Here is a 24,162-nt window from a genome sequence, read left to right as displayed (position 1 = left end):
GAGTTCGGCCGCCGCCTACCCCTCCCTTCCGCCGAACGCCGCCAGTGCCTCCGCGTCCGTGGCGCGGGCCCGCACGTAGTAGTCGGCCCATGCGGTGATCTCCGGGTAGTCGGAGTCCCGGGTCACGTCGGTGACCGCCGCCTCGATGTCGTAGTGCGTCGTCCGCAGGTCGATGCCCGGGCCCAGGAGTGCCCAGTGGGCGCCCGGGCTGCCGTAGGGCATGCCGACGCTGCCGGGGTTGATCACCGTGCGGCCGTGCGCGAGGCGGACGAACGGCATGTGGGTGTGGCCGCAGACCACCGTGCGTACGTCCGGGTCCACCCCGCCGAGGACTTCCTGCCACCGTTCGAGGGGGGAGTCGACGAGGACGATCTCCTCGTCGTCGCGCGGTGTGGCGTGGCAGAACAGGACGTCGCCGAGGCCGTCGAGGCGCAGGCGCGCCGAGGGCGGCAGGGCGGCGAGCAGGGCGAGGTGGTCGCCGCGGAGCTGCTCCGCGGCCCAGGGCGCGATGGGGTCGGGGAACGTGTCGCGCTCGCCGCGGCGGTGTTCGAGCAGCTCGCGGTCGGCGTTGCCGCTGATCCAGACGGCGCGGTCACCGAGGCCGACCAGCGCGTCGAGGACCTGGACGGGCTGCGGTCCTGCCGCGATGTCGCCGGTCAGCACGATGCGGTCCGCCGCGCGTATGTCCGGTTCGGCGAGGACCGCCTCCAGGGCGGGGAGGACGCCGTGGATGTCGGACAGGACGGCTATTCGATTCAGCATGTGACCAGGGTGAGGCGGGGGGCGCGTGGGGGCGGTCTCTTTCGCTGCGCGCGTACGAGGGGAGGGGGGTACGAGGGAGGGCGTACGAGGGAGGGCGTACGAGGGCAGAGCGCAGCCAAGACGATTCTGGCCGGTGGCCCGGGCCGGGCCCCGGCGCCCCCTGTAGCCGACCTCACCACCGCGAACCGCCCCCATGCGGCACACTGGACGTTTGGCCTAAGGAAAGGGCGCTCGCGTGAACGGTCCCCTCATCGTCCAGTCGGACAAGACTCTCCTGCTCGAGGTCGACCACGAGCGGGCCGACGCCTGCCGCCGGGCCATCGCGCCCTTCGCGGAGCTGGAGCGGGCGCCCGAGCACATCCACACCTACCGCGTCACCCCGCTCGGGCTGTGGAACGCGCGAGCGGCCGGGCACGACGCGGAGCAGGTCGTGGACGCGCTCGTGGAGTTCTCCCGTTACCCCGTACCGCACGCGCTGCTCGTCGACGTGGCCGAGACGATGGCGCGGTACGGGCGGCTCACGCTCTCCAAGCACCCCACCCACGGGCTCGTCCTCACCACCACCGACCGGCCCGTCCTCGAAGAGATCCTGCGGTCGAAGAAGGTGCAGCCGCTCGTCGGCGCCCGGCTCGACCCGGACACCGTCGCCGTGCACCCCTCCGAGCGCGGGCAGATCAAGCAGACGCTGCTCAAGCTGGGCTGGCCCGCCGAGGACCTCGCCGGATACGTCGACGGTGAGGCCCACACGATCGACCTGGACGAAAGCGGCTGGTCGCTGCGGCCCTACCAGCAGCAGGCCGTCGAGGGGTTCTGGCACGGCGGCAGCGGTGTCGTCGTGCTGCCCTGCGGCGCGGGGAAGACCCTCGTCGGCGCCGGGGCCATGGCGCAGGCCAAGGCCACGACGCTCATCCTCGTCACCAACACCGTCTCCGCCCGCCAGTGGAAGCACGAGCTGGTGAAGCGGACCTCCCTCACGGAGGACGAGATCGGCGAGTACAGCGGGACCAGGAAGGAGATCCGGCCCGTCACCATCGCCACGTACCAGGTGCTGACGACCAAGCGGAAGGGCATCTACCCGCACCTCGAACTCTTCGACTCGCGCGACTGGGGACTCGTCATCTACGACGAGGTGCACCTGCTGCCCGCGCCCGTCTTCAAGTTCACCGCCGACCTCCAGGCCCGCCGCCGCCTCGGGCTCACCGCGACCCTCGTACGGGAGGACGGGCGCGAGTCCGACGTCTTCTCGCTCATCGGGCCCAAGCGGTTCGACGCCCCGTGGAAGGAGATCGAGGCGCAGGGCTACATCGCGCCCGCCGACTGCGTCGAGGTCCGGGTCAATCTGACGGACGGCGAGCGGCTCGCGTACGCCACCGCGGAGGCCGAGGAGAAGTACCGCTTCTGCGCGACCACCGCCACCAAGCGGAAGGTCACCGAGGCGCTGGTCAAGAAGCACGCCGGTGAGCAGACCCTCGTCATCGGGCAGTACATCGACCAGCTCGACGAGCTCGGCGAGCACCTGGACGCGCCCGTCATCAAGGGCGAGACCACGAACGCGCAGCGCGAGAAGCTCTTCGGCGCCTTCAGGGAGGGTGAGATCTCCGTCCTCGTCGTGTCGAAGGTCGCCAACTTCTCCATCGACCTGCCGGAGGCCACCGTCGCCATCCAGGTGTCCGGCACGTTCGGCTCGCGGCAGGAGGAGGCCCAGCGGCTCGGCCGGGTCCTGCGGCCCAAGGCCGACGGGCACGAGGCGCGCTTCTACTCCGTCGTCGCCCGCGACACCATCGACCAGGACTTCGCCGCCCACCGGCAGCGGTTCCTCGCCGAGCAGGGGTACGCGTACCGGATCGTGGACGCGGACGAGCTGCTCGCCGGATAGCGGCGCGCGGTGGGTGCTCAGCCCCTCGCGAGCATGACCACGGGAATCGCCAGGGGCGACGTCAGCGCGAACGCCGTCCGCAGCCATGCCGCGCGCGAGTCGCGCGGCGTCAGCCAGCCCGCCGTCAGGCAGCCGAGTCCCGCGAAGGCCGCGAGGCCGTAGCGGGCCACCAGATCCTGGTGTTCCGACGACGCCGCGTCGCCGAGTTCCGCGTCGAGCGCGACGATCCACCAGCCGATGACGAGGAGCAGCAGGACGGCCGGGGTCGCCAGGGCCAGCGCGACGACGCGGGCTTGGCGGGGGATGGGGTTCGCGGCGGCATGGGCGGCGTTACGGGCGGCCCAGTCGGCGCGCGACTCCGGCTCGGCGCGGGGCTCCGGCTCGGCGCGCGACTCCGGCTCGGCGCGCGACTCCGGCTCGGTGCGGGAGGTCGTCTCGGCGCGGGAGGTCGTCTCGGTTCGCGGCTCGGTGGTCATGGGAGGAGTCAACCGCCGCGCGCGGGGGCGGCACCTCTGTCCGCGTACTCAGGTACGTACTCAACATCGGCAGCAGCGCCAGCGCGAGCAGCGGGTACGGCGCCGCCAAGGCCTGCTGCCACCACGGCAGGTGAAGGTCCAGGTCGCCCTCGTGCGGCAGCAGCCAGAACGTGCGGGACGCGAAGAGCACGGCGTGGACCGCGGCCAGGCGCCGTTGGCCCTCCGTGACCAGCACGGCGAGGAGCGGCACGCACCACACCCAGTGGTGGGACCAGCTGATGGGCGAGATCAGCAGGGTCGTGAACGCGGTCAGGAGCAGCGCGCGGGGTTCGTCGCGGATGCGACTCGCCAGCCAGAGGCCGACGGCCGCTGTCAGGGCAGCCGGTAGGGCCCAGGCCGCGCCCGGCTCCGCATCGTGCAGCAGACGTGCGATCAGGCCTTGCAGCGACTGGTTGTCGACGATCCACGCCTTGCCGACGCGGCCCGTTTCGAAGACCCGCCGCGTCCAGAACTCGACACTGGCGGCGGGCAGCACCAGCGCGCCGAGCAGCACCGTGCCGGTGAGCGAGGCGAGCGCGGTGGCCGCCTCACGGGTGCGGCCCCGCAGGAAGAGGTGCGCGATGAAGACGGCCGGGGTCAGCTTGATGCCGGCCGCGACGCCGAGCGCGAAGCCCTTGCCGACGGCGCCGGGCGGCCGGGTCAGGTCCCACAGGACCAGGCAGACGAGCGCGAGGTTGATCTGGCCGAACAGCACGGTCTGGAAGACGGGTTCGAGCCAGAGGGCGAGGGCCGTGGCGGCGCAGAGGAGCGGGGCTCGGGCGGGGCGGCCCGCCAGTCGGCAGGAGAGGTGGACCAGGAGGGCGAGGAGGGCGACGTTGCCCGTCAGGAAGACGGCCTTCAGCGCGCCGAGGGGAAGCCAGACCGTCGGTACGAAGAGGATGGCGGCGAACGGCGGGTAGGTGGCGGGCAGTTGCCACCGGGTGACCGTGAACCCGTACAGATCATGGCCGCCCGCGACGGCTGCGCCCTCGGCCCGGTAGACCAGGGTGTCGGCCATCGGGACGTGCTGGACGACGCAGAGAGCGGCCAGCGAGGTGAGGGAGACCGCGAGCAGGGTGACGCCTGATGCGAGGGGTGATGGAGTGGTCACGTTGCGTGGTGGCACGGCGTGACTTTAGTGGATGGCGGGGCTGGAGGTGAGGGAGGTCGGTGGGCGACGTAGGGGTACTGGGCGCCGGGTGGTCGGCGAGGGGCTGTCGGGTCGGCGGGGGCGGGCGCGGGTCAGCGGCGCCGTACGCCCGCTTCCTCCGCGTACTCGCCGAGCACCACGACCCCGAACGCGGCGCTCACGAAGGCCTTGGCGGCGCGCAGGGCGCCGCCCGAGCGGGGCGGATGCGTGGTGCCGCCGCGGGCGGCGGTCGCGGAGTCGGCGGTCTCTGCGAGGGTGGCGGCGGACCGGGCGGACGCGGGAGTGAAGGTCGCTGTGCTCATGTCTCCATGCTGCTTTCCCGCCTCCATCCGCGCATCGGCCTGCGGTGCAACCCGCCCTCGGCCTCCGGTGCACCCTGCGAGGGATCCCGTACGCCTTAAGAGGGATGCCTCCCCCTAGGGTCCGGGTCCCGGTCCGAGTCCCGTCTCCTGAGTCCCTCTCGGGGTACGGGGGCGGGGCTGGGGAAGCCGCTGGGGACGAGTCCGCGTAGGCGCCCCCGCCCGGAGGCGGTACCGTCGAGAGCGCTGGGCACAACCGCGGCGCGTCAACGCAGCCGCCCCGGAGGGGACTTCGTGGGGATCGAGAGCGATCAGCTGGTCTACGACTATCTGAGCCGGGTCGGAGACCTGGCGCAGCAGCGGCAGTTGCCGTCCGGCGACCGGATGCGGCTCGTCTCCGAGCTGCGGAACCGGATCGACCGGGGGCGGGCCACAGGCGCCGGTGACAGCCCCGCCACCGTCCGCCGCATCCTCGCCCGCCTCGGCACCCCGGAAGAGATCGTCGAAGCGGCGGGCGGCGCCTCCGGTGACGTAACGGACGGGGCGGGTGCGTCGGACGCGTCCGGTTCCACGGGTGCGCCGACGGGCCCGAGCGTGCCCCGGCCGAGACTGCCCCGCCCCCGACCCCGACAGCGGCTCCAGCCCCGCGCCCACCTGCGCCAGGAGTCCGACGACGGACCGGACGCGGACGGCGACGGCGCCCCCCGGCGGCTGCGGCGCATCGTGCCCCGGCCCCGCCGCTCCACCCCGGAGCCCCCCGGACCCGTGGAGTTCGAGGGGGCCTCGCCGCCGCACCTCGCGGGCTCCGACGAATTGGGGCCCAGCGGGTCCGAACCCGACTGGTGGCGGGTGGACAGCAGCCCGTTCGGCGTCGCCGACAGCGTTCCCGGGTTCGTCGGCGGCGTGGAGATCCCCGAGATACTCAAGCCCCCGCCCTCGAAGGACGACGCGCGCCGGCGCGGCCCCCGCCTCACCAAGGGCGGCCCCGCGACCTCGGACGAAGAGGAAGTTGAGGACGAGTACGAGGAGTACGAGGAGGGCGAGGAAGAGGAGGAAGGAGCGGAGGAAGCGGAGGAACCGGGGGTCGGGCGGCGCCGGTGGCGGTTCCCCCGGGGCCGAGCAGCCACGGGCGCAGGCACAGGCACCGGCACCGGAATCAGCTTCAACAACCCACTGCTCCTGCTCGCCGCCGCGCTCCTCACCGTCGGCGCGATCCTCGGCAACTTCCTCGCCCTCGGCGTCGGCTGGCTCATCGCCTACACCACCCGCAGGCTTTCCCGCGCCGAGGCGAAGTTCGCGGCGCTGGGGCTGCCCGCGCTCTCGGTGGCGGCCGGGATCGGCTGGCTGTGGGGGCGCGGCAACGGCCGTTGGGGCGAGCCGATAGCGGACGGGCACATGAGCGACGCGATCGCCGACACCTGGCCGTGGGTGGTGCGCGGCGCGGCCGTCGCCTCCGCGCTCTTCCTGCTGTGGAGGTCGCAGCGGCAACGGCTCTGAGGGGCTGGGGGACGCGGACGACGAGGGTTCGAAGACAGGCTCCGACAGCGGCGCCCGCTACTTCTCCGTCAGGTCCGCCCGCAGCTCGTCCAGGATCTTGTCCGCAGCGGTGTAGCCGATGCCCTGGATCCACAGCTCGTCCTGGACGGTGTGGACGTTGCCCGACCTCACCGCCTTCATGTTCTTCCACAGGCCGCTGCCGACGGTCTGCGTCTCCTTGGACTTCTTCGGATCGCCGTACGTGGAGCGGAAGATGACGTCCGTGTCCGCGAGATCGATCTTCTCGGGGGACAGGTCGTAGGAGAAGCCGTCCTTCGCCTTCGCGGAGATCGGCGCGCGGCCGAGGCCGACGTCCTTGAGGATCGTGGCGATGAAGCTCTGGTCGCCGTAGAGGCGGATGTCGGCGCCCTCCATGAAGCGGAGGATGTTGACGTGGGTCCGCGCGGCCTTCGCGGGGCCGCCGATGGCCGCGGTGACCTTCTTGGCGTGTGCCCGGTAGTCGGCGACGGCCTTCGCCGCCTCGGCCCGCTTGCCCAGCGCCTCGGCGTGCAGCTGGAAGTTGGCCTTCCAGGGGTAGCCGGTGGTCTCCGTCATGACGGTCGGGGCGATCGCCTTGAGCTGGTCGTACTTGGCGGCGTGCCGGATCTTGGAGGTGAGGATCAGGTCCGGCTTGAGCCCGGCGACGGCCTCCAGGTTCGGGTTCATCATCTCGCCGACGTCCTTGATGCCGCTGACCTTGTCCCTGGGCAGGTAGCCGGGGAGGCCCGACGCCGCCTCGACGTGCGTGGAGCCGACCGGCTTCACGCCGAGCGTGATCGCCGAGTCGAGTTCGGCGGTGTCGAGGACGACGACGCGTTCGGGCTTCTCGGGCACCTTCACCTCACCCATGGCGGTCTTCACCGTCCGGGTCCTGCCGGAGGTCCCGGAGCCTCCCGAGCCGTCGGAGTCCGAGGAGGAGCCGCAGGAGGTCAGGATGAGCGCGCCGGTCAGGGCCAGCACGCCGGTGAGGAGTGCGCGGCGCAGCGGGGAGCGGAAGCGGGTCATGGGGACACCTTTCACGAGGGCCTCGGGAACCTCGGGGCGGGGGCGGTCGCGGACCAGGGCGCTCCGGGGACGACCAGGGGGGAGCCGGTCACGGGGTCCGGTACGACCACGCACTCCAGGCCGAAGACCTCGCGCACGAGGCTCTCGGTGACGATCCGCGCGGGGGCGCCCTCGGCGACGACCGCGCCGTCCTTCATGGCGACGAGGTGGTCGGCGTACCGTGCGGCCTGGTTGAGGTCGTGCAGGACCACGGCGACCGTGCGGCCCCGGTCGTGGTTCAACTGGCGTATCAGGTCGAGGACTTCTACCTGGTGGGCGATGTCCAGGTAGGTGGTGGGCTCGTCCAGGAGCAGCAGGCCGGTGTCCTGGGCGAGGGCCATCGCGATCCACACGCGCTGGCGCTGGCCGCCGGAGAGCGCGTCGACGGGGCGTTCGGCGAGCGCGGTGACGTCGGTACGTTCCATCGCCTCCGTCACCGCCTTCTCGTCGGCGTCGGACCACTGCTGCCACCAGTGCTGGTGGGGCTGGCGGCCACGGGCGACGAGGTCGGCGACGGTGATCGCCTCGGGGGCCACGGGCGTCTGCGGGAGCAGCCCGATCTGTTGCGCGATCTTCTTGGTGGGGAGCGCGGCGAGCGATGCGCCGTCGAGGAGGACGGCGCCGCCGCGCGGTTTGAGGAGGCGGCCGAGGGCCCGCAGCGTCGTGGACTTGCCGCAGGCGTTGGGGCCGACGATGACCGTGACCTTGCCGTCGGGGAGCGCGAGGTCGAGGCCGTCGACGACCGTGCGGTCGTCGTAGGCGAGGGTCAGCCCGCGGGCCGAGAGGCGGGTGGCGGCGGGGGCGGCGGTCACTGCGTGCCTCCAGAGCGGCGGACGGAACGGGTGCGCGTGCTGTGGCCGCTCATGAGCAGCCAGATCAGGTACGAGGCGCCGACCGCCGCCGTCAGGACGCCCACCGGCAGCTCGGTGGGGGCGAAGAGGCGGCGGGCGAGGAGGTCGGCGAGGACCACGATCAGCGCGCCGAGCAGCGCCGAGGAGAGCAGCGGGAGCTGGGCGGTGCGGGTCAGTCTGCGGGCGGTCTGCGGGGCGAGGAGCGCCACGAAGTCGACGGGGCCCGCGGCGCCGGTGGCGACCGAGGCGAGGACGACGCCGAGCAGGACGAGCCCGAGGCGTACGTGTCCCAGGCGGGTGCCGAGGGCCGTCGCCGTGTCGTCGTCCATGGTGACCGCGCGCTGGGCGCGGGCCGCCCACAGGACGCAGGGGAAGAGGACGAGCAGGGTGAGGCCGAGCGGGTTCGCCTCGGCCCAGCCGCGGCCGTTGAGGGAGCCCGTCAGCCAGATCTGGGCCTGCTGGGCGACGAGGTAGTCGCCCTTCGTCATGAAGAGCGTCGTCACCGAGCGCAGGGCGATGGCGAAGCCGATGCCGATCAGGACGAAGCGGGTGGCGTGCAGGCCGCCGCGCCATGCGAAGACGTAGACGAGGGCCGCCGCGGCGATGCCGCCGAGCACGGACAGGTAGGGCAGGACGGTGTACGAGGTGACCCCGAAGGTCATCGCGCCGACAGTGAGCGCGCTCGCGCCGTGGCTGACGCCGATGATGTCGGGGCTGGCGAGGGGGTTGCGGACGACGGTCTGGATCAGCGCTCCCGCGACCCCGAACGCGGCGCCGGTCAACAGGCCGACGGCCAGGCGGGGTTGGCGCAGGGTGCCGACGACCAGCTCGTCGGGGGAGGGGCGGCCGAGGACGACCTTGAGGGCCTCGGTGGGCGGTACGAAGGTCTCGCCGACGCAGAGGTACGCGAGGCAGCTCGCGGCGAGCAGCAGGGTGAGCGCGGTGGCGGCAAGGGCGGCCCGCCGGTGCACGAGGAAGGTGGCCCCGCGCACGCGGAGCACCGCGTATCCGGTGGGGCGGACGCGGCGTGGGGTGCGGGCCGGGGCGGGCGCGGGAGCGGGGGCCGGGGAGGCCGTGGTCACGCGGCCACCGCCCTGCGGCGTACGAGCGTCACGAGGAAGGGCACCCCGATGAGCGCCGTCATCACCCCGGCGGGCACCTCGCCGGGCGGGAAGACGATCCGCCCGGCGGTGTCGGAGGCGAGGAGCATGACGGGGCCAAGTGCGGCCGCGAGCGGCAGCACCCATCGGTGGTCGCCGCCGATGAGGGCGCGGGCGATGTGCGGCACGGCCAGGCCGATGAAGGCGATGGGTCCCGCGGCGGCCACGCCCGCTCCGGTGAGGACCGTCGCGCCGAGCCCGCCGACGATCCGTACCGCCGCGACGTTCTGCCCCAGTCCCTTCGCCACGTCCTCGCCGAGCGCGAGCGCGTCCAGGCCGCGTGCGACGGCGAGGACGAGCACCAGGCCGACGAGGAGGAACGGCCAGATCCGGCCGACGATCTGGGCGTCGCGTCCGGAGAGCGAGCCGACCTGCCAGAACCGGAACTCGTCGAGAGCGGAGGCCTTGGTGGTGAGGACGGCGGTCGTCACGGAGACGAGGAGTGCGTTGATCGCGGCGCCGCCGAGCGCGAGTTTCACGGGGGTCGCGCCGCCCCGGCCGCCGGCCGCGACGGCGTAGACGGCGACGGAGGCGAGGGCGGCGCCGGTGAACGCCCACCAGACGTATCCGGTCAGGGTGTGGACGCCGGCGTAGGCGATGGCGAGGACGACGGCGGCCGATGCGCCCTGGCTGATGCCGAGGATGCCGGGGTCGGCGATGGGGTTGCGGGTCATGCCCTGGAGGACGGTGCCTGCCAGTGCGAGCGAGGCGCCGACCAGCACGCCGAGCACCGTGCGGGGCAGCCGCATCCCGCGGACCACCTCGGCGGAGTCGCCGTGCCCGCCGTGCAGCAGGGCGTCGAAGACGGCGGTGGGCGCGATGGCGCGGGCGCCGACGGCGAGGCTGAGCAGAACGGCGAGCAGCAGGGCCACGACGGCCGCCGCCAGCACGGCGGCACGTCGGACGGGCACACGCATCGGCTGGGCTCGTTTCACGCGGAGGGCGGGCAGGCACTCGTGGAGCATGACGTGGCTCGGTAAGGCGAGGCTAAGTCTAGGGCGGGCGGTGCGCCCGGCCTCGGCAGAATGGACGCATGAGCTCACACACGCTGACCGTCGGCTTCGACCTCGACATGACCCTGATCGATTCCCGGCCCGGCATCAAGGCCGCCTATCAGGCGCTTTCCGCGGCGACGGGAACGTACGTCGACGCCGACCTGGCCGTGACGCGGCTCGGCCCGCCCCTGGAGGAGGAACTGAAGAACTGGTTTCCGCAGGAGAAGATCCAGGAGGTGGGCGACCTCTACCGTGAGATCTACACCACACACGCCATCGCGCCGACGCTCGCGATGGCCGGTGCCCGTGAGGCCGTCGCGGCGGTCCACGCGCACGGCGGCCGGGCGATCGTCGTGACCGCCAAGCACGAGCCCAACGCGAAGCTCCACCTGGCGCACCTCGGCATCGAGGCCGACGCCGTCATCGGCTGGCTGTGGGCGGAGGCGAAGGCCGAGGCGCTGCGCGAGTACGGCGCGGCGGTGTACGTCGGGGACCACACCGGTGACGTACGCGGCGCACGTACGGCGGGCGCGCTGTCCGTCGCGGTGGCGACCGGGCCGTGCGACGCAGCGGAACTGCGCGCGGCGGGCGCGGACGTGGTGCTCGGCGGCCTCGCGGAGTTCCCCGCGTGGCTCGACGCGTACGTGGCGCGGGGCGCGGCTAGCTAGTGCCGGACCTGGCCCGGCGCCGCTGGAAGGCGATGCCGCGCAGCACCCCGGCCGCGGCGATGAGGAACCCGACGCCCATCAGCATGCACACCGCGTACGCGATGGACGGGAAGGGGTCCTTGTCCAGGAACAGCGGGGCCACCGTGACCAGTGTGGCCACGGCTCCGACGAAGAAGACGATTGCTCCGGTCCGAACCATTCCATCGCCCGGTCCGGCGGAATTCGCTTGGGTTTTGTCACGCACCCGACCAGGGTAGTTCCCAGCGCGAAGGAACAATCCGGGGACGTCTTGTCACCGGCTCCCGGACCAATAGTCTTGGTCCCGGCGGGTCGGGCGACCCGCTGTAGTGCTATCCAGAGCCGTTTACGCCCCGTCGCACCGGACGGGCGGACCCGGCACAGACGAGTACGACGAGTACGAGGACGAGGACTTCACGTGCCTACCGGCAAGGTCAAGTGGTTCAACAGCGAGAAGGGCTTCGGCTTTCTCTCCCGCGACGACGGCGGCGACGTCTTCGTGCATTCCTCAGTACTGCCCGCCGGCGTCGACACACTCAAGCCCGGCCAGCGCGTCGAATTCGGCGTGGTCGCGGGACAACGCGGTGACCAGGCCCTTTCGGTCGCGGTTCTCGACCCGACGCCGTCGGTGGCGGCCGCGCAGCGCCGCAAGCCGGACGAACTGGCGTCGATCGTCCAGGACTTGACGACACTTCTGGAGAACATCACGCCCATGCTGGAGAAGGGCCGCTACCCCGACAAGGCGTCCGGCGCGAAGATCGCGGGACTGCTGCGGGCGGTCGCGGACCAGCTGGACGTGTAGAGCGGGATGCAGAGCGGGGTCCGAGCCGCGCCGGCGTGTGGAGCGCGGCTCGAGTCCCGCTAGGGAAACGCCAGGGCGTCCGGGCCGAGGGGCGGTACGAGTCCCTCGGCCGCGGCGCGCGTCAGCAGGCCGCGGACCGCCGCGTAGCCGTCCTCGCCGAGGTCGGCGGTGAACTCGTTGACGTACAGGCCGATGTGCTGGTCGGCCACCGCCGGGTCCATCTCCTGGGCGTGCTCGAGGACGTACGGGCGGGAGGCCTCCGGGTCGTCCCACGCCATGCGGACCGAGGCGCGGGCGGCGTCCGCGAGGGAGCGCAGCCGCTCCGCGCCGAGGGACCGCTTCGCGATGATCGCGCCCAGCGGGATCGGCAGGCCCGTCGTGGCCTCCCAGTGCTCGCCCATGTCGGCGAGGCGGTGCAGACCGTAGTTCTGGTACGTGAAGCGCGCCTCGTGGATGACCAGGCCCGCGTCGACCTTGCCGTCGCGCACCGCGGGCATGATCTGGTCGAAGGGCAGCACGACGATCTCGCCGACGCCGTCACCGGACAGCGTGTCCGCCGCCCACAGCCTGAAGAGCAGGTAGGCGGTCGACTTCTCGCTGGGCACGGCGACGGTCTTCCCGGTGAGGTCGACGCCCGGCTCGCGGGTCAGGACCAGCGGGCCGCAGCCGCGGCCGAGGGCGCCGCCGCAGGGCAGCAGGGCGTACTCGTCGAGCACGTACGGCAGGACGGCGTAGGAGACCTTGAGGATGTCGAGGTCCAGGTCCGTGGAGGACGGGGCGGGGGGCGGCGAGGAGTGCCGGGCCGCGGCGCGCTCCGCGATGCCGTTCGTGATGTCGATGTCCGCGAACGTGACGTCGAGTTCCGGCGCGTCCGGCACCCGGCCGTGCGCCCAGGCGTCGAAGACGAACGTGTCGTTGGGGCAGGGGGAGTACGCGATGCGCAGCGGGCGGCCGGGGCGGGCCGCGGCGGGCTCAGTCGTGTGTGACGTCATGTGTGGTGCAACCTCTCAGTACCGGCGCGCACTTCCCGAACGCGTCGCTCAGCGCGGCCAGCGCGTCGCCGATCCGCCAGGCGGCACGGTCACGCGGGCCGACGGGGTTGGAGACCGCGCGGATCTCCAGGACGGGCAGGCCGTGCAGGGCCGCCGCCTCGGCGACGCCGAAGCCCTCCATCGCCTCGGCCAGGGCGCGCGGGTGGCGCAGCCGCAGCTCGGCGGCGCGCTCGGCGGAGCCGGTCACGGTGGAGACGGTGAGGACGGTGCCGGTCGCGGCGCCGCAGGCGTCGGCCACGTCCCGTACGAGGGAACGCGGCGGACGGTGCGTGACGGCGCCGAAGCCGAGCTCGGTGACGGGGGCGAAGCCGTCCGGCGTCTCGGCGCCCAGGTCGGCGACGGTGATCTCGTCGGCGACGACGAGCGAGCCGAGGGGGGCGTGGGGCGTGAAGCCGCCGCCGATGCCGGCCGAGACGACGAGGGCGTAGGGGCGGGCCTCGGCGGCGGCTCGGGCGAGTGCGGTCGCCGTGCCCGCCGCGGCGGCGGCCGGGCCTACGCCGACGGCCAGGACGTCGGTGTCCGGGCCGCCCTCGGTCAGCGCCCCGGCCACCGCGTCCCGTTCGGCCGGGACCGCGGTGGCTACCAGGATGCGGGGCCCGGGTGGGGCCGGCGTGGCGGACGTGGTCAGGAGTCCTTCTCGAACTTGAACGACCAGAGGCCCGTGGCCTTCGACTCGGAGCCCTTGCCGCCCTCGAGCAGGCTGACGGTCGACTTGCTGCCGCCACCGCCGTACTGCTGGTTGAAGAAGACGCTGCCCGGGATGACCACGTACGTCTTCTTGCTGGCCTCGGTCAGCGGCTGACCGTTCATCAGCAGCGTCCAGCCCTTGTCGGCCAGCTCCGGGTCGACGCCGAAGCGGACCTTCTCATCGGGGTCGATCTTGATGGACTTGACGTTCTTGTCCTGCAGGCAGGACTTCAGCTGCGACTTCTTCAGCTCCTTGCCGTCGTTGTAGCAGGAGGCTTCGGTGTGCACCGAGTCGCTGCCGACCGTCACGGTGGCCAGCGGCGTCGGCTTGTCACAGGCGGAGAGGACGAGGAGTCCGGCGGAGACGGCGCCAAGCGCGGCCACGGTGCGGCGGCGGCGCGCCGCGCTGTTCACATTCGCGGCTCCGCCGCGGAGCAGGGAGGTCATGGCCGAAGGCTATCGGGCGGGTCGGGGGGTGCGGTTACGCGGGGGTCGTGGCGTGCCGCGGCGTGTGCGGCTGCGCTCGGACGGAGCGTGGGTCGCCCGCCGGGCCTCTCAGGTCTCTCTCACACCACTCGGGTGCGGTGCGGGCCGCTGTGGCGGGAGGAGGTGAGGAGGCCGCGGACGGTCGACAGCCAGCCGATGGCCACGATCGCCGCCGCCACCGAAAGGCCGAGCGTTCCGATCAGGGGCAGGGCGATGCCGATGCCGCCGCCGATCACCCACGCCACCTGGAGCAGCGTCTCGGAACGGGCGAACGCGGAGGTGCGGATCTCCTCCGGTACGTCCCGCTGGAGCAGCGCGTCCAGGGACAGCTTCGACAGCGCCTGCGCGAAGCCCGCGCACGCGCCGAGACAGGCGACGCCCACCGCGCTGAAGAACAGCGCGGCCACGACCGCCACGCCGAGGACCACCGCGACGACGGTCACGATGATGATCTCCGGCGCCCGGGACTTCAGCCAGGCGCCGACGGCCGTGCCCAGCGCGTTGCCCGCACCCGCTGAGACGCCCACTATGCCGAGCGAGACCGCCGCGCTCTGCCCCGCGAGGGGGTGCTCGCGGAGCAGGAACGCCAGGAAGAAGATGAGGAAGCCGGAGAGGCAGCGCAGCGCCGCGTTGGCAGCCAGGGCATGGGTGACGGCGGGGCCGACCGTACGCAGCCCCATGCGCTTCTTGCGGGTCTCGTCGGGGTCGTCGGGGTCGTCCGCACGGCCGTGCAGATGCAGATGCTCCTCGTCGGCGGCGAGCAGCGCCCTGCTCTCGCCCTTCGACGAGTCGACCTTCGGCGGCAGCGAGAACGACAGGAACATCCCCGATACGAAGATCACGAAGGCGCCGTACAGGGGCCAGCGTGGCCCGAGCGCCTGCAGCCCGGCTCCTATGGGCGCCGCGACGGCCGTGGCGAGGAGACCGCCGAGAGTGACCCGTGAGTTGGCCTTGACCAGGGAGAAGCCGAGGGGCAGGAGGCGTGGGACGACGGCGCTTCTGACCACCCCGTACGCCTTGGAGGCGACGAGCACGCCGAGCGCGGCGGGGTAGAGCTCCACGCTGCCGGTCACGACCGCGCCCGAAAGGACGAGGGCGAGCAGCGCACGGGCCAGCATCGCGCCCGCCATCGCGGCACGGCGGCCGTGCGGGAGCCGGTCCAGGAGCGGGCCGATGACGGGGGCGAGGAGCGTGAACGGTGCCATGGTGATGGCGAGGTAGAGCGCGACGCGGCCGCGGGCCTCGTCCGTCGGTACCGAGAAGAAGACGGTGGAGGCGAGCGCGACGGTGATCATCACGTCGCCCGCGCCGTTCACCGCGTGCAGCTCGATCAGCTTGCCGAGCCCCGACTCGCCCGCTCCGTGGGCGTGGGTGGCCTTGCGGATGCCGCGGGCCGTGCCGGTGAAGGGGAGGTGCAGGGCGCGGCCGAGCGCACGCGCGGCCCGTCTCGCGGGTCCTGGCGAGACGGTTCCTACGGGCATCGACCTGGTGGGGGCCACTCCGTCATAGTGCCCTGTTGGGGGCGTACTAGTGCGGATACTGGCTGTGAGCCTGGCGGGCTTTCGGTCTGCCACTGTCAGCCGGGGGGGCTGGTGTTCTTCGCCGCTCCGCGGCGGGTTTCCCGCCCGCCCACCCGTTGCTCCGCGCCGCGGGGCCGGCGTTCTTCGCCGCTCCGCGGCGGTTGGGGTGGGTCTGTCACTGTCAGCCGGGGGGCTGGTGTTCTTCGCCGCTCCGCGGCGGGTTTCCCGCCCGCCCACCCGTTGCTCCGCGCCGCAGGGCCGGCGTTCTTCGCCGCTTCGCGGCGGGGTTTCCCGTCCACCCACCCGTTTGCCTCGCGCCGCGAGGGGTGTGGAAAAGGGCGGGTGGGTGGGGAAAACGCCGCGTAGCGGCGACGCGTGGAGGTGTCGCGCCGGGGGACTCGTGAGGAGCCGGAGAGCCGCAACCGGCGGGAGGAAGCGGGCGCGCGAAGAGCGGCTCGGGACGCGGCGGCGTACGTCGGTGTAGGCCCAGGGGCCAGGAGAAGGTAGCGTGCGTAGCGCGCCTGCGGCGGTTGTTCTTGGCCGCGCGCCTCTCGGTCATCCCGCAGAATGGGTGACGTAGGCGCGCCCCAGAACGTCGGGCGCGGACGTTGACGCGGCCCACTGGTCCGCTCCGTCCGCACCTCCGCGTAAGGGTGGCGCACTCGTGAGACGGCGTAGGAGAGAAGCGATACTTGTGAGCGCAGCGACAACGCGAAGCCGTACCCCGCGCACCCCGCGTACCCCCGACCGCCTGTGCGCCGAGGCGGTCGGCCTGGCACGCGCCGCGGCCGAGGAGGCCGCCGCGCCCGGTGTGGTCGGTGAGCATGTCGAGGTCGTCGTGGAGGGCGACCGCGTCGTCACGCACCTCTTCGAGTGCAAGGAGTTCGGCTACCGGGGCTGGCGCTGGGCGGTGACGGTCGCCCGTGCCTCGCGGGCGAAGGTCGTCACGCTCGACGAGACGGTGCTGCTGCCCGGCCCCGACGCCCTCCTCGCCCCCGAGTGGGTGCCGTGGAGCGAGCGGCTCCGGCCCGGCGACATGGGCCCGGGCGACCTGCTGCCGACCGACGCCGAGGACCTGCGCCTGGAGCCCGGCTACTCGGGCGAGGAGGAGCCGCCGCCCAACTCCGTGGTGTCACAGGAGATGGCTGAGCTCGTCGAGGCGGAGGACGCCGAGGTCACGGCCGTCTCGCCCGCCGAGTTGCCGGTTCTGCCCGCCCGCGGCTCCATCGCGGCGGTCGCCGACGAGCTGGGCATGCGGCGGGCGCGGGTGCTGTCCCGTTACGGCCTGCATGTCGCCGCGGACCGCTGGGACGAGGCGTACGGCGCGAAGACCCCGATGGCGCAGGCGGCGCCCGCGGCGTGCGTCAGCTGCGGCTTCCTCGTCCGGATCGGCGGCTCGCTCGGGCAGGCGTTCGGCATCTGCGGCAATGAGTTCGGGCCCGCGGACGGGCATGTCGTCTCCCTGTCGTACGGGTGCGGCGGGCACTCCGAGGCCGCGATCATGCCGAAGCCGCCGCGGCCCGCGCCGCCCGTCCTTGACGAGACGCGGGTGGACGTGCTTCCGCTGCGGCCCGCGGCGGACTCCGGATCGGTGAGCGTGGAGGGACCGAACGAGGACCTCGGTCACTCGTAGGCTCCGCGGGCGCGACGGGTTCGTACCCGGCGCGCACCCGGCGCCCACCCGGCACCCATCCCGGCGCCCACGATCGGGTGGGTCCGGGCTGCGCCCGGTGGGTCGCTCCGCGCCGGGTGTCCGCGCGGGAGTGACCCCCGGACGCCCTGCGAAGCCCCCCCGCGCGTCGCCGCTTCGCGGTGTTCTCCCCGCCCACCCGCCCCTTCTCTGCGCGGTACCGTTCGCCGCAGGGCACACCACGCCCCCGTAACGGATGCCGACGCAGAGAAGAGAGACGACCGTGAGCAAGACCGTGCGGCCGGCGGCCGAGGGCACTGACCCCTTCGGCACCGCCCGCCTCCGCCGCGGAGTCCTCGACGCGTGGGCGGCGGCCCCGGCCCGGTTCCGCGAGGACGCGAACGCCGAGGAGGACCTCGCCCTCGGCGGCTACCGCGACCGCCTCGTCGTGGAGCTCGCCCAGAACGCCGCGGACGCCGCCGCCCGCGCGGGCGTGCCAGGGCGCCTCGCGCTGACCCTGCGCGACGGGGTCCTCGCCGCCGCGAACAGCGGCACTCCCCTCGACGCCACCGGCGTCGAGTCCCTCTCCACGCTCCGGGCGTCCGCCAAGCGGCAGAGCGGGGCAAACGAGGGAGAGGCCGGCCCAGGGACCGGCACCCCCGGCACCCCCAGCAGCGTCGGCCGCTTCGGCGTCGGCTTCGCCGCCGTGCTCGCCGTCTCCGACGAGCCCGCCGTCGTCGGACGTACCGGCGGTGTCCGCTGGTCGCTGTCCGAGGCGCGCGAACTCGCCGCGGAGACCGCCCGCTTCAGCCCGGGGCTCGGCGACGAGATCCGGCGCAGGGACGGCCACGTACCGCTCCTGCGGCTGCCGCTCGCCGCCGAGGGCAGCGCCCCCGAGGGCTACGACACCGTCGTCATCCTGCCGCTGCGCGACGCCGCCGCGCAGGACCTGGTGGCCCGGCTGCTCGACGAGGTCGACGACGCGCTGCTCCTGGCCCTGCCCGGCCTGGAGGAGGTGCGCATCGAGACGCCGGACGGCGGTACGCGTACGCTGCGCCGGCGCGTCGAGGACCCGTACACCGTCGTCGAGGACAGCCGGGACGGCACGACGCGCTGGCGCACCGTCAGCACGCACGGGCCGCTCGACGCCGCCCTCTTGAAGGACCGGCCCGTCGAGGAGCGGCTGCGCCCGCACTGGTCGGTGACCTGGGCCGTGCCGGTGGGGCACGACGGTGCCCCGGAGCAGCCCCGTACCACCGCCGTCCTGCACGCGCCGACCCCGAGCGACGAGCCGCTGGGCGTACCGGCGTTGCTCATCGCGTCGTTCCCGCTGGACACCGCGCGGCGGCACGCGGCGCCGGGACCGTTGACCGACTTCCTGGTGGAGCGGGCGGCGGACGCGTACGCCGGACTCCTGGACGGCTGGCGTCCCGTGACCGAGGGGATCATCGGTCTCGTGCCTGGCCCGCTGGGCAGGAGTGAGCTGGACGGCGCGCTGCGGCAGGCCATCCTGGCGCGGCTGCCCCGCACCGCCTTCCTGCCGCCCGCGCTGCCCCGCGCCGATGACGACGAGGACGGGCTGCCGCAGGCCCTGCGACCGCGGGACGCGGAGGTCGTGGAGGGCGCGGGCGCCGCTACCGTCCGGGTCCTCGCCGAGGTGCTGCCGAGCCTGCTGCCCGCGGGCCTTGAGCGCCGCGCCGAGCTGCGCACGCTCGGGGTGGCCCGGGTGCCGCTGACCGAGGCGGTCGACCGGCTCGCGGGCCTGGACAGGGAGCCGGGCTGGTGGCACCGGCTGTACGACACGCTGACGGGGGTGGACCCGGACCGCCTGTCGGGCCTGCCGGTCCCGCTGGCGGGAGGCGCACCCACGAGCGACCTCGCGGACTTCGGCTCCGAGGGCGACCCCGCGGACTTCGGCTCCGAGGGCGACCCCGCGGACTTCGGCTCCGAGGGCGACCCCGCGGACTTCGGCCCCGAGGGCGACCTCGCGGACTTCGGCCCCGGAACCGCAGGCACCGCCGCCCCCCGCCCCAGCGGCGTACGCACAACGATCGGCCCCCGCCAGGTCCTGCTCCCCGCGCCGGGCGGCGGTGACGCGGGCGGCGCCGACCCCGCCCTCCTGGCCCGCCTCGGGCTGAAGATCGCCCACCCCGAAGCCGCCCACCCGCTCCTGGAGAAGCTCGGCGCGCTGCCCGCGACGCCGCGTGCCGTCCTCACGACACCGCAGGTACGTTCCGCCGTCGCCGCCTCCCTCGACGACGACACGTGGGACGAGGAGGCGCTGGACGCCGAGGAGTTGGCGGACGTCGTGCTCGCGCTCGTGCGGGACGCGAACCTCGCGCCGGGCGACGAGCCGTGGCTGGCCGCGCTCGCGCTGCCCGACGAGGAGGGCGAGCTCGCCCCGGCCGGTGAGCTGGTGCTGCCCGGCAGCGCCTTCGCCGGGGTCATGCGGGAGGACGAGCTTGCCCTCGTCGATCACGAGCTGGCCGAGCGCTGGGGTGAGCAGCCCCTCGCCGCCTGCGGTGTGCTCGCCACCTTCGCCCTCGTACGCGCCACCGATGTCGTGCTCGACCCCGACGAACTGGAGCCGCGCGAGGGCGACTACGCCGAGCCGGACGACGCGGGGCTCCTCGACGCCGTGGACGTGTGGTGCGAGGACGTCCTCGACCGGTTGCCCGACACCCCCGTGCCGCCGGTCGCCACCGAGATCGTCGCCGTACGCGACCTCGATCTGGTCGACGACGACTGCTGGCCGGAGGCCCTCGCGATGCTGTCGCGCCCGCCGCTGCGGGACGCCCTGACACAGCCGCTGCGGGTGCTGCTCCCGGACGGCACGACGCAGACCGTCCGCTCGTACACGGCCTGGTGGCTGCGCGGCCACCCGGTCCTGGACGGCCGCCACCCCGCGGGCCTGCGGGCGGAGGGCAGCGATCCGCTCCTTGCGGGCCTGTACGACGCGGCGGACGCGTCCGGCTTCGGCGACGAGCAGGTGCTGCGGGCGCTTGGCGTACGGACGTCCGTGGCCGCCCTTCTCGACGAGCCGGGCGGCGCCGCCGAACTCCTCGACCGGCTCGCGGACCCGGAGCGGCCCGTCTCCGCCGCCCAACTGCACGCGCTGTACGGCGCGCTGGCCGACCTGGACCCGGAACAGGTGACGCTCCCCGACGAGCTGCGCGCCGTGGTGGACGGCGAGGTCGTGGTGGTCGACGCGGCGGACGCGGTGGTCGCCGACGCCCCGGACCTGCTGCCCCTGGCCGGTGGCGTGGCGCTGCTGCCCGTGCGGCCGGGGCGGGCGGGTGACCTGGCGGAGCTGTTCCAGGTACGGCGCCTCAGCGAGACGGCGGCGGTCGAGCCGTCGGGGGAGGGAGCGGAGCACGAGGTCCCCGAAGCGGTACGGATCCTGCTCGGCCCGGCGACCCCGGAGACGTACATCGAGCACGACGAACTGATCGCGGGCGGCGTGGAGCTGGACTGGCGCCGCACCCCGGACGGCGCGGTGCACGCGGCGACGCTTGAGGGCGTGGCGGCGGGTCTCGCCTGGGCGGCGGGCCAGTGGCCGCGCCGCTTCGAGGTGGCGGCGCTGCTGGAAGATCCCTCGCGGACGGCGGAGTTGGCGCGGGACCGCTGGTTCGACTGACCCGTCGGTCGGGTGACCGTCGGCTCTCCGGACCGGCGGTCACATCTTCTTCACTGTCGTACAACCAGTCACACGTGTCACGAGTCTGATCTTGCGAGTCAACAGACTCCTAGATCATTCGGCCCTCGCGTGACGGCGTGACGCACCGCGGGGGCCCTTCTCCACTTGGGGAAACACATGCGCATCCGTGCCACCGTGGCCGCACTGTCCGGCACCCTGGCCCTTTCCGCACTCGCCGTCCCGGCCGCGCAGGCCGTCGACGGTCCGCAGGTCCCGAAGCCCGGCTCCTTTGTCGCTCAGGCTCCGGTCGGCGCGGCCGCGGGCGACACCAAGATCACGAAGGTCGCCGTCAACGGCGGCAAGGACATCGTGGTCGGTACCACCGAGAAGAAGAAGGTCACCGTCGAGGTCACCGCCACCGACCCCGACGGCATCAAGGACGCCCTCGGATTCCTGTGGCACGGGACCGAGTTCGACCCGGACATCCCCGGTGCCATCAACGGTGCGATCGTCCCGGCGGACTCGGTCGAGTACGCCTCCTGCACGGAGGTGGACACGACCACCTCCACCTGCAAGGTCACGGTCATCGCCGACCCGAAGGACAACATCTACGGCAACGTCCTGGCGGGCAAGTGGAAGGTCGCCGTGCGAACCATGGACGGCGCGGACAACTACGCCTTCGTGGACACGTACTCGCAGGCTTCGGTGAAGCGCGCCGCCCGCCTCACCACCAACGCCGCCCCCGAGCCCGTCAAGAAGGGCAAGACCCTCACGGTCAGCGGCGCCCTCACCCGTGCCAACTGGGACACCAAGAAGTACGCCGGCTACACCAAGCAGCCCGTGCAGCTCCAGTACAAGAAGAAGGGTGCCGCCGGCTACACCACCCTCAAGACCGTCACGTCCGACACCAAGGGCAACCTCAAGACCACGGTGAAGGCCTCGGCCGACGGCTACTTCCGGTACGTCTTCGCCGGCACCTCCACCACCCCGGCCGTGACGTCGGCCAGCGACTTCGTCGACGTCCAGTAGGAAGCGGCGCTACGCCGCAAAGCGGCGGTCCACCCAGCGGTAGACGACCTCGATGATCAGTGAGGCCACCGCCGCGATCGCGACCGCCGCCCACGGCAGCGTCGTGCCCACCAGCTTCAGCTGGAAGAAGTCCTGGAGCCAGGGCACGGTCAGCACGAAGAGGAAGCCGAGACCCATCGCGCCGATCAGGGCGATCCGCCACCACGTGTAGGGGCGGGCGATGATGGCGAGCACCCACATGGCGATCAGGAACAGCGTCAGGGTCGCCGCGCTGGTCTCGGCTTCCCGCGCCTCCGCGCCCGTGTAGTGGTGCCGCGCGAGGAGGTACGTCACGAAGGTGGCGACACCCGCGACGACGCCGCCCGGGATCGCGTACCGCATGACCCTGCGGACGAAGTGCGGCTTCGCGCGCTCCTTGTTGGGGGCGAGGGCGAGGAAGAACGCGGGGATGCCGATGGTGACGGTGGAGAGCAGCGTCAGGTGGCGCGGCAGGAAGAGGTACTCCACCTGGGAGCAGACCACGAGCAGCGCGAGGATCACCGAGTAGACGGTCTTCACCAGGAACAGCGTGGCGACGCGCGTGATGTTGCCGATGACCCGGCGGCCCTCCGCGACCACCGAGGGCAGCGTCGCGAAGCTGTTGTTGAGCAGCACGATCTGGGCGACCGCCCGGGTCGCCTCCGAGCCCGAGCCCATCGAGACGCCGATGTCGGCGTCCTTGAGGGCCAGGACGTCGTTGACGCCGTCACCGGTCATCGCGACGGTGTGGCCGTGCGACTGCAGGGCGCCCACCATGTCGCGCTTCTGCTGCGGGGTGACCCGGCCGAAGACGGTGTGCTCGTCCAGGGCCTGGGCCATCCCGTCTTGTTCGGTGGGGAGTTTGCGCGCGTCCACGGTGTTCTCCGCGCCGGGCAGGCCGAGCTTGCCCGCGACCGCGCCCACCGAGACGGCGTTGTCGCCGGAGATGACCTTGGCGGCGACGTCCTGCTCCCCGAAGTAGCGCAGGGTGTCGGCGGCGTCGGGGCGCAGCCGCTGCTCCAGGACGACCAGGGCGCTCGCCTGTGCCCGCTCGGCCACGCCGGGGTCGTCGAGGTCGTCGCCGGACGCGCGGGCGAGGAGCAGCACGCGCAGGCCCTGCTCGTTGAGCTCCTCGATCTCGCTGAGGGTCGGGTCGCCGTCGGGCAGGAGCACGTCGGGCGCGCCGAGCAGCCAGGTCGACTCGGTGCCGTCGCCCTCGCTGAAGGAGGCGCCGCTGTACTTGCGGGCGGAGGAAAAGGGCAGCGACCCCGTGCAGCGCCACTCCTCACTGTCGGGGTAGGCGTCGATGATCGCCTGGAGCGAGGCGTTGGGGCGCGGGTCGGATTCGCCGAGGGCGCCGAGGACCTTGCGTACGTACGTCTCGTCGCCGCCGTTCAGCGGGCGCAGCTCGGTGACGTCCATGCCGCCCTCGGTGAGGGTGCCGGTCTTGTCGAGGCAGACCGTGTCGACGCGGGCCAGGCCCTCGATCGCGGGGAGTTCCTGGACGAGGCACTGCTGCCTGCCGAGCCGGATCACGCCGATCGCGAAGGCCACGGAGGTGAGGAGGACCAGGCCCTCCGGGATCATGGGGACGATCCCGCCCACCGTGTACGCGACGGACTCCTTGAAGTTGTCGTCCTTGACGACGAGCTGGGAGATCACCAGGCCGATGGAGGTCGGGACCATCAGCCACGTCACGTACTTGAGGATCGTGGAGATGCCGGAGCGCAGCTCGGAGTGGACGAGCGTGAAGCGGCTCGCCTCCTCCGCGAGCTGCGCCGCGTACGCCTCGCGGCCGACCTTGGTGGCGGTGAACGCGCCACCGCCCGCGACCACGAACGAGCCCGACATCATCCTGTCGCCGGGCTTCTTGACGACCGGGTCGGCCTCGCCGGTCAGCAGGGACTCGTCGACCTCCAGGCTGTCGGCCTCGACCGTCTCGCCGTCCACCGGGATCCTGTCGCCGGGGCCCACCTCCACGAGGTCGCCGAGGACGATCTCCGAGCCGGAGATCTCCCTCGCGCTGCCGTCGCGCCGGACGGTGGGCTTGGCCTCGCCCATGACGGCGAGCGAGTCCAGGGTCTTCTTGGCGCGCCACTCCTGGATGATGCCGATGCCGGTGTTGGCGACGATCACGAAGCCGAAGAGGCTGTCCTGGATCGGCGCCACGAAGAGCATGATCACCCAGAGCACGCCGATGATCGCGTTGAAGCGGGTGAAGACGTTGGCCCGGACGATCTCGCCGAGGGAGCGGGAGCTGCGGACCGGGACGTCGTTGACCTCGCCGCGCTCGACCCGTTCGGCGACCTCGGCCGAGGTCAGGCCGGTGGCCCGGCCGGCCGGGAGTTTCACCGGGTGGACCGGGTCGAGCTCGGCGCCCGCGTCGATATGCGTCATGCATTCGACGGTAAAGGGCGATGTGGGGCT

At 72.9% G+C, this 24,162-nt stretch carries 20 protein-coding genes; 7 read left to right on the top strand and 13 right to left on the bottom strand.

The genetic code is table 11. The features are described from left to right. Positions 1-15: 15 nt before the first annotated feature. On the bottom strand, positions 16-762 hold the full coding sequence (locus AC07DI_RS07215; protein WP_478902766.1) for a metallophosphoesterase family protein: 747 nt from the start codon (positions 760-762) through the stop codon (positions 16-18). A 235-nt stretch (positions 763-997) separates the two neighbouring features. Here AC07DI_RS07215 and AC07DI_RS07210 point away from each other — a divergent pair, with 235 nt between their 5' ends. After that, on the top strand, positions 998-2,638 hold the full coding sequence (locus AC07DI_RS07210) for a DNA repair helicase XPB (RefSeq protein WP_384256896.1): 1,641 nt from the start codon (positions 998-1,000) through the stop codon (positions 2,636-2,638). Positions 2,639-2,968: 330 nt separating this feature from the next. Here the strand turns inward: AC07DI_RS07210 and AC07DI_RS07205 are convergent, their stop codons facing one another. Both AC07DI_RS07205 and AC07DI_RS07200 read right to left on the bottom strand, forming a co-directional pair. Continuing rightward, the gene (locus AC07DI_RS07205; protein ID WP_478902863.1) at positions 2,969-4,228 is read right to left on the bottom strand and encodes a glycosyltransferase 87 family protein; all 1,260 of its coding nucleotides are present in this window, start codon (positions 4,226-4,228) and stop codon (positions 2,969-2,971) included. A 167-nt stretch (positions 4,229-4,395) separates the two neighbouring features. After that, positions 4,396-4,605, bottom strand: coding sequence for a hypothetical protein (locus AC07DI_RS07200; protein ID WP_478902764.1), 210 nt, complete (start codon positions 4,603-4,605; stop codon positions 4,396-4,398). 291 nt (positions 4,606-4,896) lie between these two features. On the opposite strand from AC07DI_RS07200, the gene AC07DI_RS07195 reads away from it, so the two are divergent. Beyond that, a complete protein-coding gene (locus AC07DI_RS07195; protein ID WP_478902762.1) occupies positions 4,897-6,099 on the top strand; it encodes an HAAS signaling domain-containing protein in 1,203 nt (400 codons plus the stop codon). A 57-nt stretch (positions 6,100-6,156) separates the two neighbouring features. Here AC07DI_RS07195 and AC07DI_RS07190 read toward each other — a convergent pair whose 3' ends face one another. Genes AC07DI_RS07190 through AC07DI_RS07175 form a run of 4 tightly spaced genes read right to left on the bottom strand, consistent with a single transcriptional unit; the run spans position 6,157 to position 10,110 of the window. Continuing rightward, positions 6,157-7,143 (bottom strand): ABC transporter substrate-binding protein, encoded by a 987-nt coding sequence (locus tag AC07DI_RS07190; protein ID WP_478902760.1) that lies wholly within the window; start codon positions 7,141-7,143, stop codon positions 6,157-6,159. Positions 7,144-7,154: 11 nt separating this feature from the next. Beyond that, positions 7,155-7,994 (bottom strand): ABC transporter ATP-binding protein, encoded by an 840-nt coding sequence (locus AC07DI_RS07185; RefSeq protein WP_478902759.1) that lies wholly within the window; start codon positions 7,992-7,994, stop codon positions 7,155-7,157. Continuing rightward, positions 7,991-9,115 (bottom strand): FecCD family ABC transporter permease, encoded by a 1,125-nt coding sequence (locus tag AC07DI_RS07180; RefSeq protein WP_478902758.1) that lies wholly within the window; start codon positions 9,113-9,115, stop codon positions 7,991-7,993. The genes AC07DI_RS07185 and AC07DI_RS07180 overlap by 4 nt, the downstream gene beginning before the upstream one ends. Beyond that, positions 9,112-10,110: a FecCD family ABC transporter permease gene (locus tag AC07DI_RS07175; protein ID WP_478902757.1), complete on the bottom strand. Its 999-nt coding sequence runs from the start codon at positions 10,108-10,110 to the stop codon at positions 9,112-9,114. Before AC07DI_RS07175 ends, AC07DI_RS07180 begins: the two co-directional genes overlap by 4 nt. 116 nt (positions 10,111-10,226) lie before the next feature. Between AC07DI_RS07175 and AC07DI_RS07170 the strand changes: the two genes are divergently transcribed. After that, positions 10,227-10,856: an HAD family hydrolase gene (locus tag AC07DI_RS07170; protein ID WP_384256911.1), complete on the top strand. Its 630-nt coding sequence runs from the start codon at positions 10,227-10,229 to the stop codon at positions 10,854-10,856. Here AC07DI_RS07170 and AC07DI_RS07165 read toward each other — a convergent pair. Then, positions 10,849-11,100, bottom strand: coding sequence for a hypothetical protein (locus tag AC07DI_RS07165; RefSeq protein WP_384256913.1), 252 nt, complete (start codon positions 11,098-11,100; stop codon positions 10,849-10,851). The genes AC07DI_RS07170 and AC07DI_RS07165 overlap by 8 nt on opposite strands. Positions 11,101-11,292: 192 nt before the next feature. On the opposite strand from AC07DI_RS07165, the gene AC07DI_RS07160 reads away from it, so the two are divergent. Continuing rightward, positions 11,293-11,676 (top strand): cold-shock protein, encoded by a 384-nt coding sequence (locus AC07DI_RS07160; RefSeq protein ID WP_384256915.1) that lies wholly within the window; start codon positions 11,293-11,295, stop codon positions 11,674-11,676. Positions 11,677-11,735: 59 nt separating this feature from the next. On the opposite strand, the gene AC07DI_RS07155 is transcribed toward AC07DI_RS07160, so the two are convergent. From AC07DI_RS07155 to AC07DI_RS07140, 4 genes are all read right to left on the bottom strand, one after another. Next, on the bottom strand, positions 11,736-12,668 hold the full coding sequence (locus AC07DI_RS07155) for a 1,4-dihydroxy-6-naphthoate synthase (protein ID WP_478902756.1): 933 nt from the start codon (positions 12,666-12,668) through the stop codon (positions 11,736-11,738). Beyond that, on the bottom strand, positions 12,649-13,356 hold the full coding sequence (locus AC07DI_RS07150; protein WP_478902861.1) for a futalosine hydrolase: 708 nt from the start codon (positions 13,354-13,356) through the stop codon (positions 12,649-12,651). The genes AC07DI_RS07155 and AC07DI_RS07150 overlap by 20 nt, the downstream gene beginning before the upstream one ends. Continuing rightward, on the bottom strand, positions 13,353-13,862 hold the full coding sequence (locus AC07DI_RS07145) for a DUF2771 domain-containing protein (protein ID WP_384256920.1): 510 nt from the start codon (positions 13,860-13,862) through the stop codon (positions 13,353-13,355). Before AC07DI_RS07145 ends, AC07DI_RS07150 begins: the two co-directional genes overlap by 4 nt. Before the next feature lie 119 nt (positions 13,863-13,981). Continuing rightward, positions 13,982-15,382, bottom strand: a complete 1,401-nt coding sequence (locus AC07DI_RS07140; protein ID WP_478902860.1) for an MFS transporter — start codon at positions 15,380-15,382, stop codon at positions 13,982-13,984. Positions 15,383-16,115: 733 nt separating this feature from the next. On the opposite strand from AC07DI_RS07140, the gene AC07DI_RS07135 reads away from it, so the two are divergent. The 3 genes from AC07DI_RS07135 (at position 16,116) to AC07DI_RS07125 (ending at position 21,717) form a co-directional block, all read left to right on the top strand. Beyond that, positions 16,116-17,054: a DUF3027 domain-containing protein gene (locus tag AC07DI_RS07135; RefSeq protein WP_478902755.1), complete on the top strand. Its 939-nt coding sequence runs from the start codon at positions 16,116-16,118 to the stop codon at positions 17,052-17,054. Between the two features lie 280 nt (positions 17,055-17,334). Further along, on the top strand, positions 17,335-20,688 hold the full coding sequence (locus tag AC07DI_RS07130; protein WP_478902754.1) for a sacsin N-terminal ATP-binding-like domain-containing protein: 3,354 nt from the start codon (positions 17,335-17,337) through the stop codon (positions 20,686-20,688). A gap of 177 nt (positions 20,689-20,865) precedes the next feature. Then, entirely contained in the window at positions 20,866-21,717 is an 852-nt protein-coding gene (locus tag AC07DI_RS07125) for a calcium-binding protein (RefSeq protein WP_478902752.1), read from the top strand. 9 nt (positions 21,718-21,726) lie between these two features. On the opposite strand, the gene AC07DI_RS07120 is transcribed toward AC07DI_RS07125, so the two are convergent. Continuing rightward, positions 21,727-24,132, bottom strand: coding sequence for a cation-translocating P-type ATPase (locus AC07DI_RS07120; protein ID WP_478902750.1), 2,406 nt, complete (start codon positions 24,130-24,132; stop codon positions 21,727-21,729). Positions 24,133-24,162: the final 30 nt, after the last annotated feature.

This window comes from Streptomyces sp. NPDC044106 (assembly GCF_056433985.1).
This window is presented reverse-complemented; position numbering and strand designations above follow the sequence as displayed.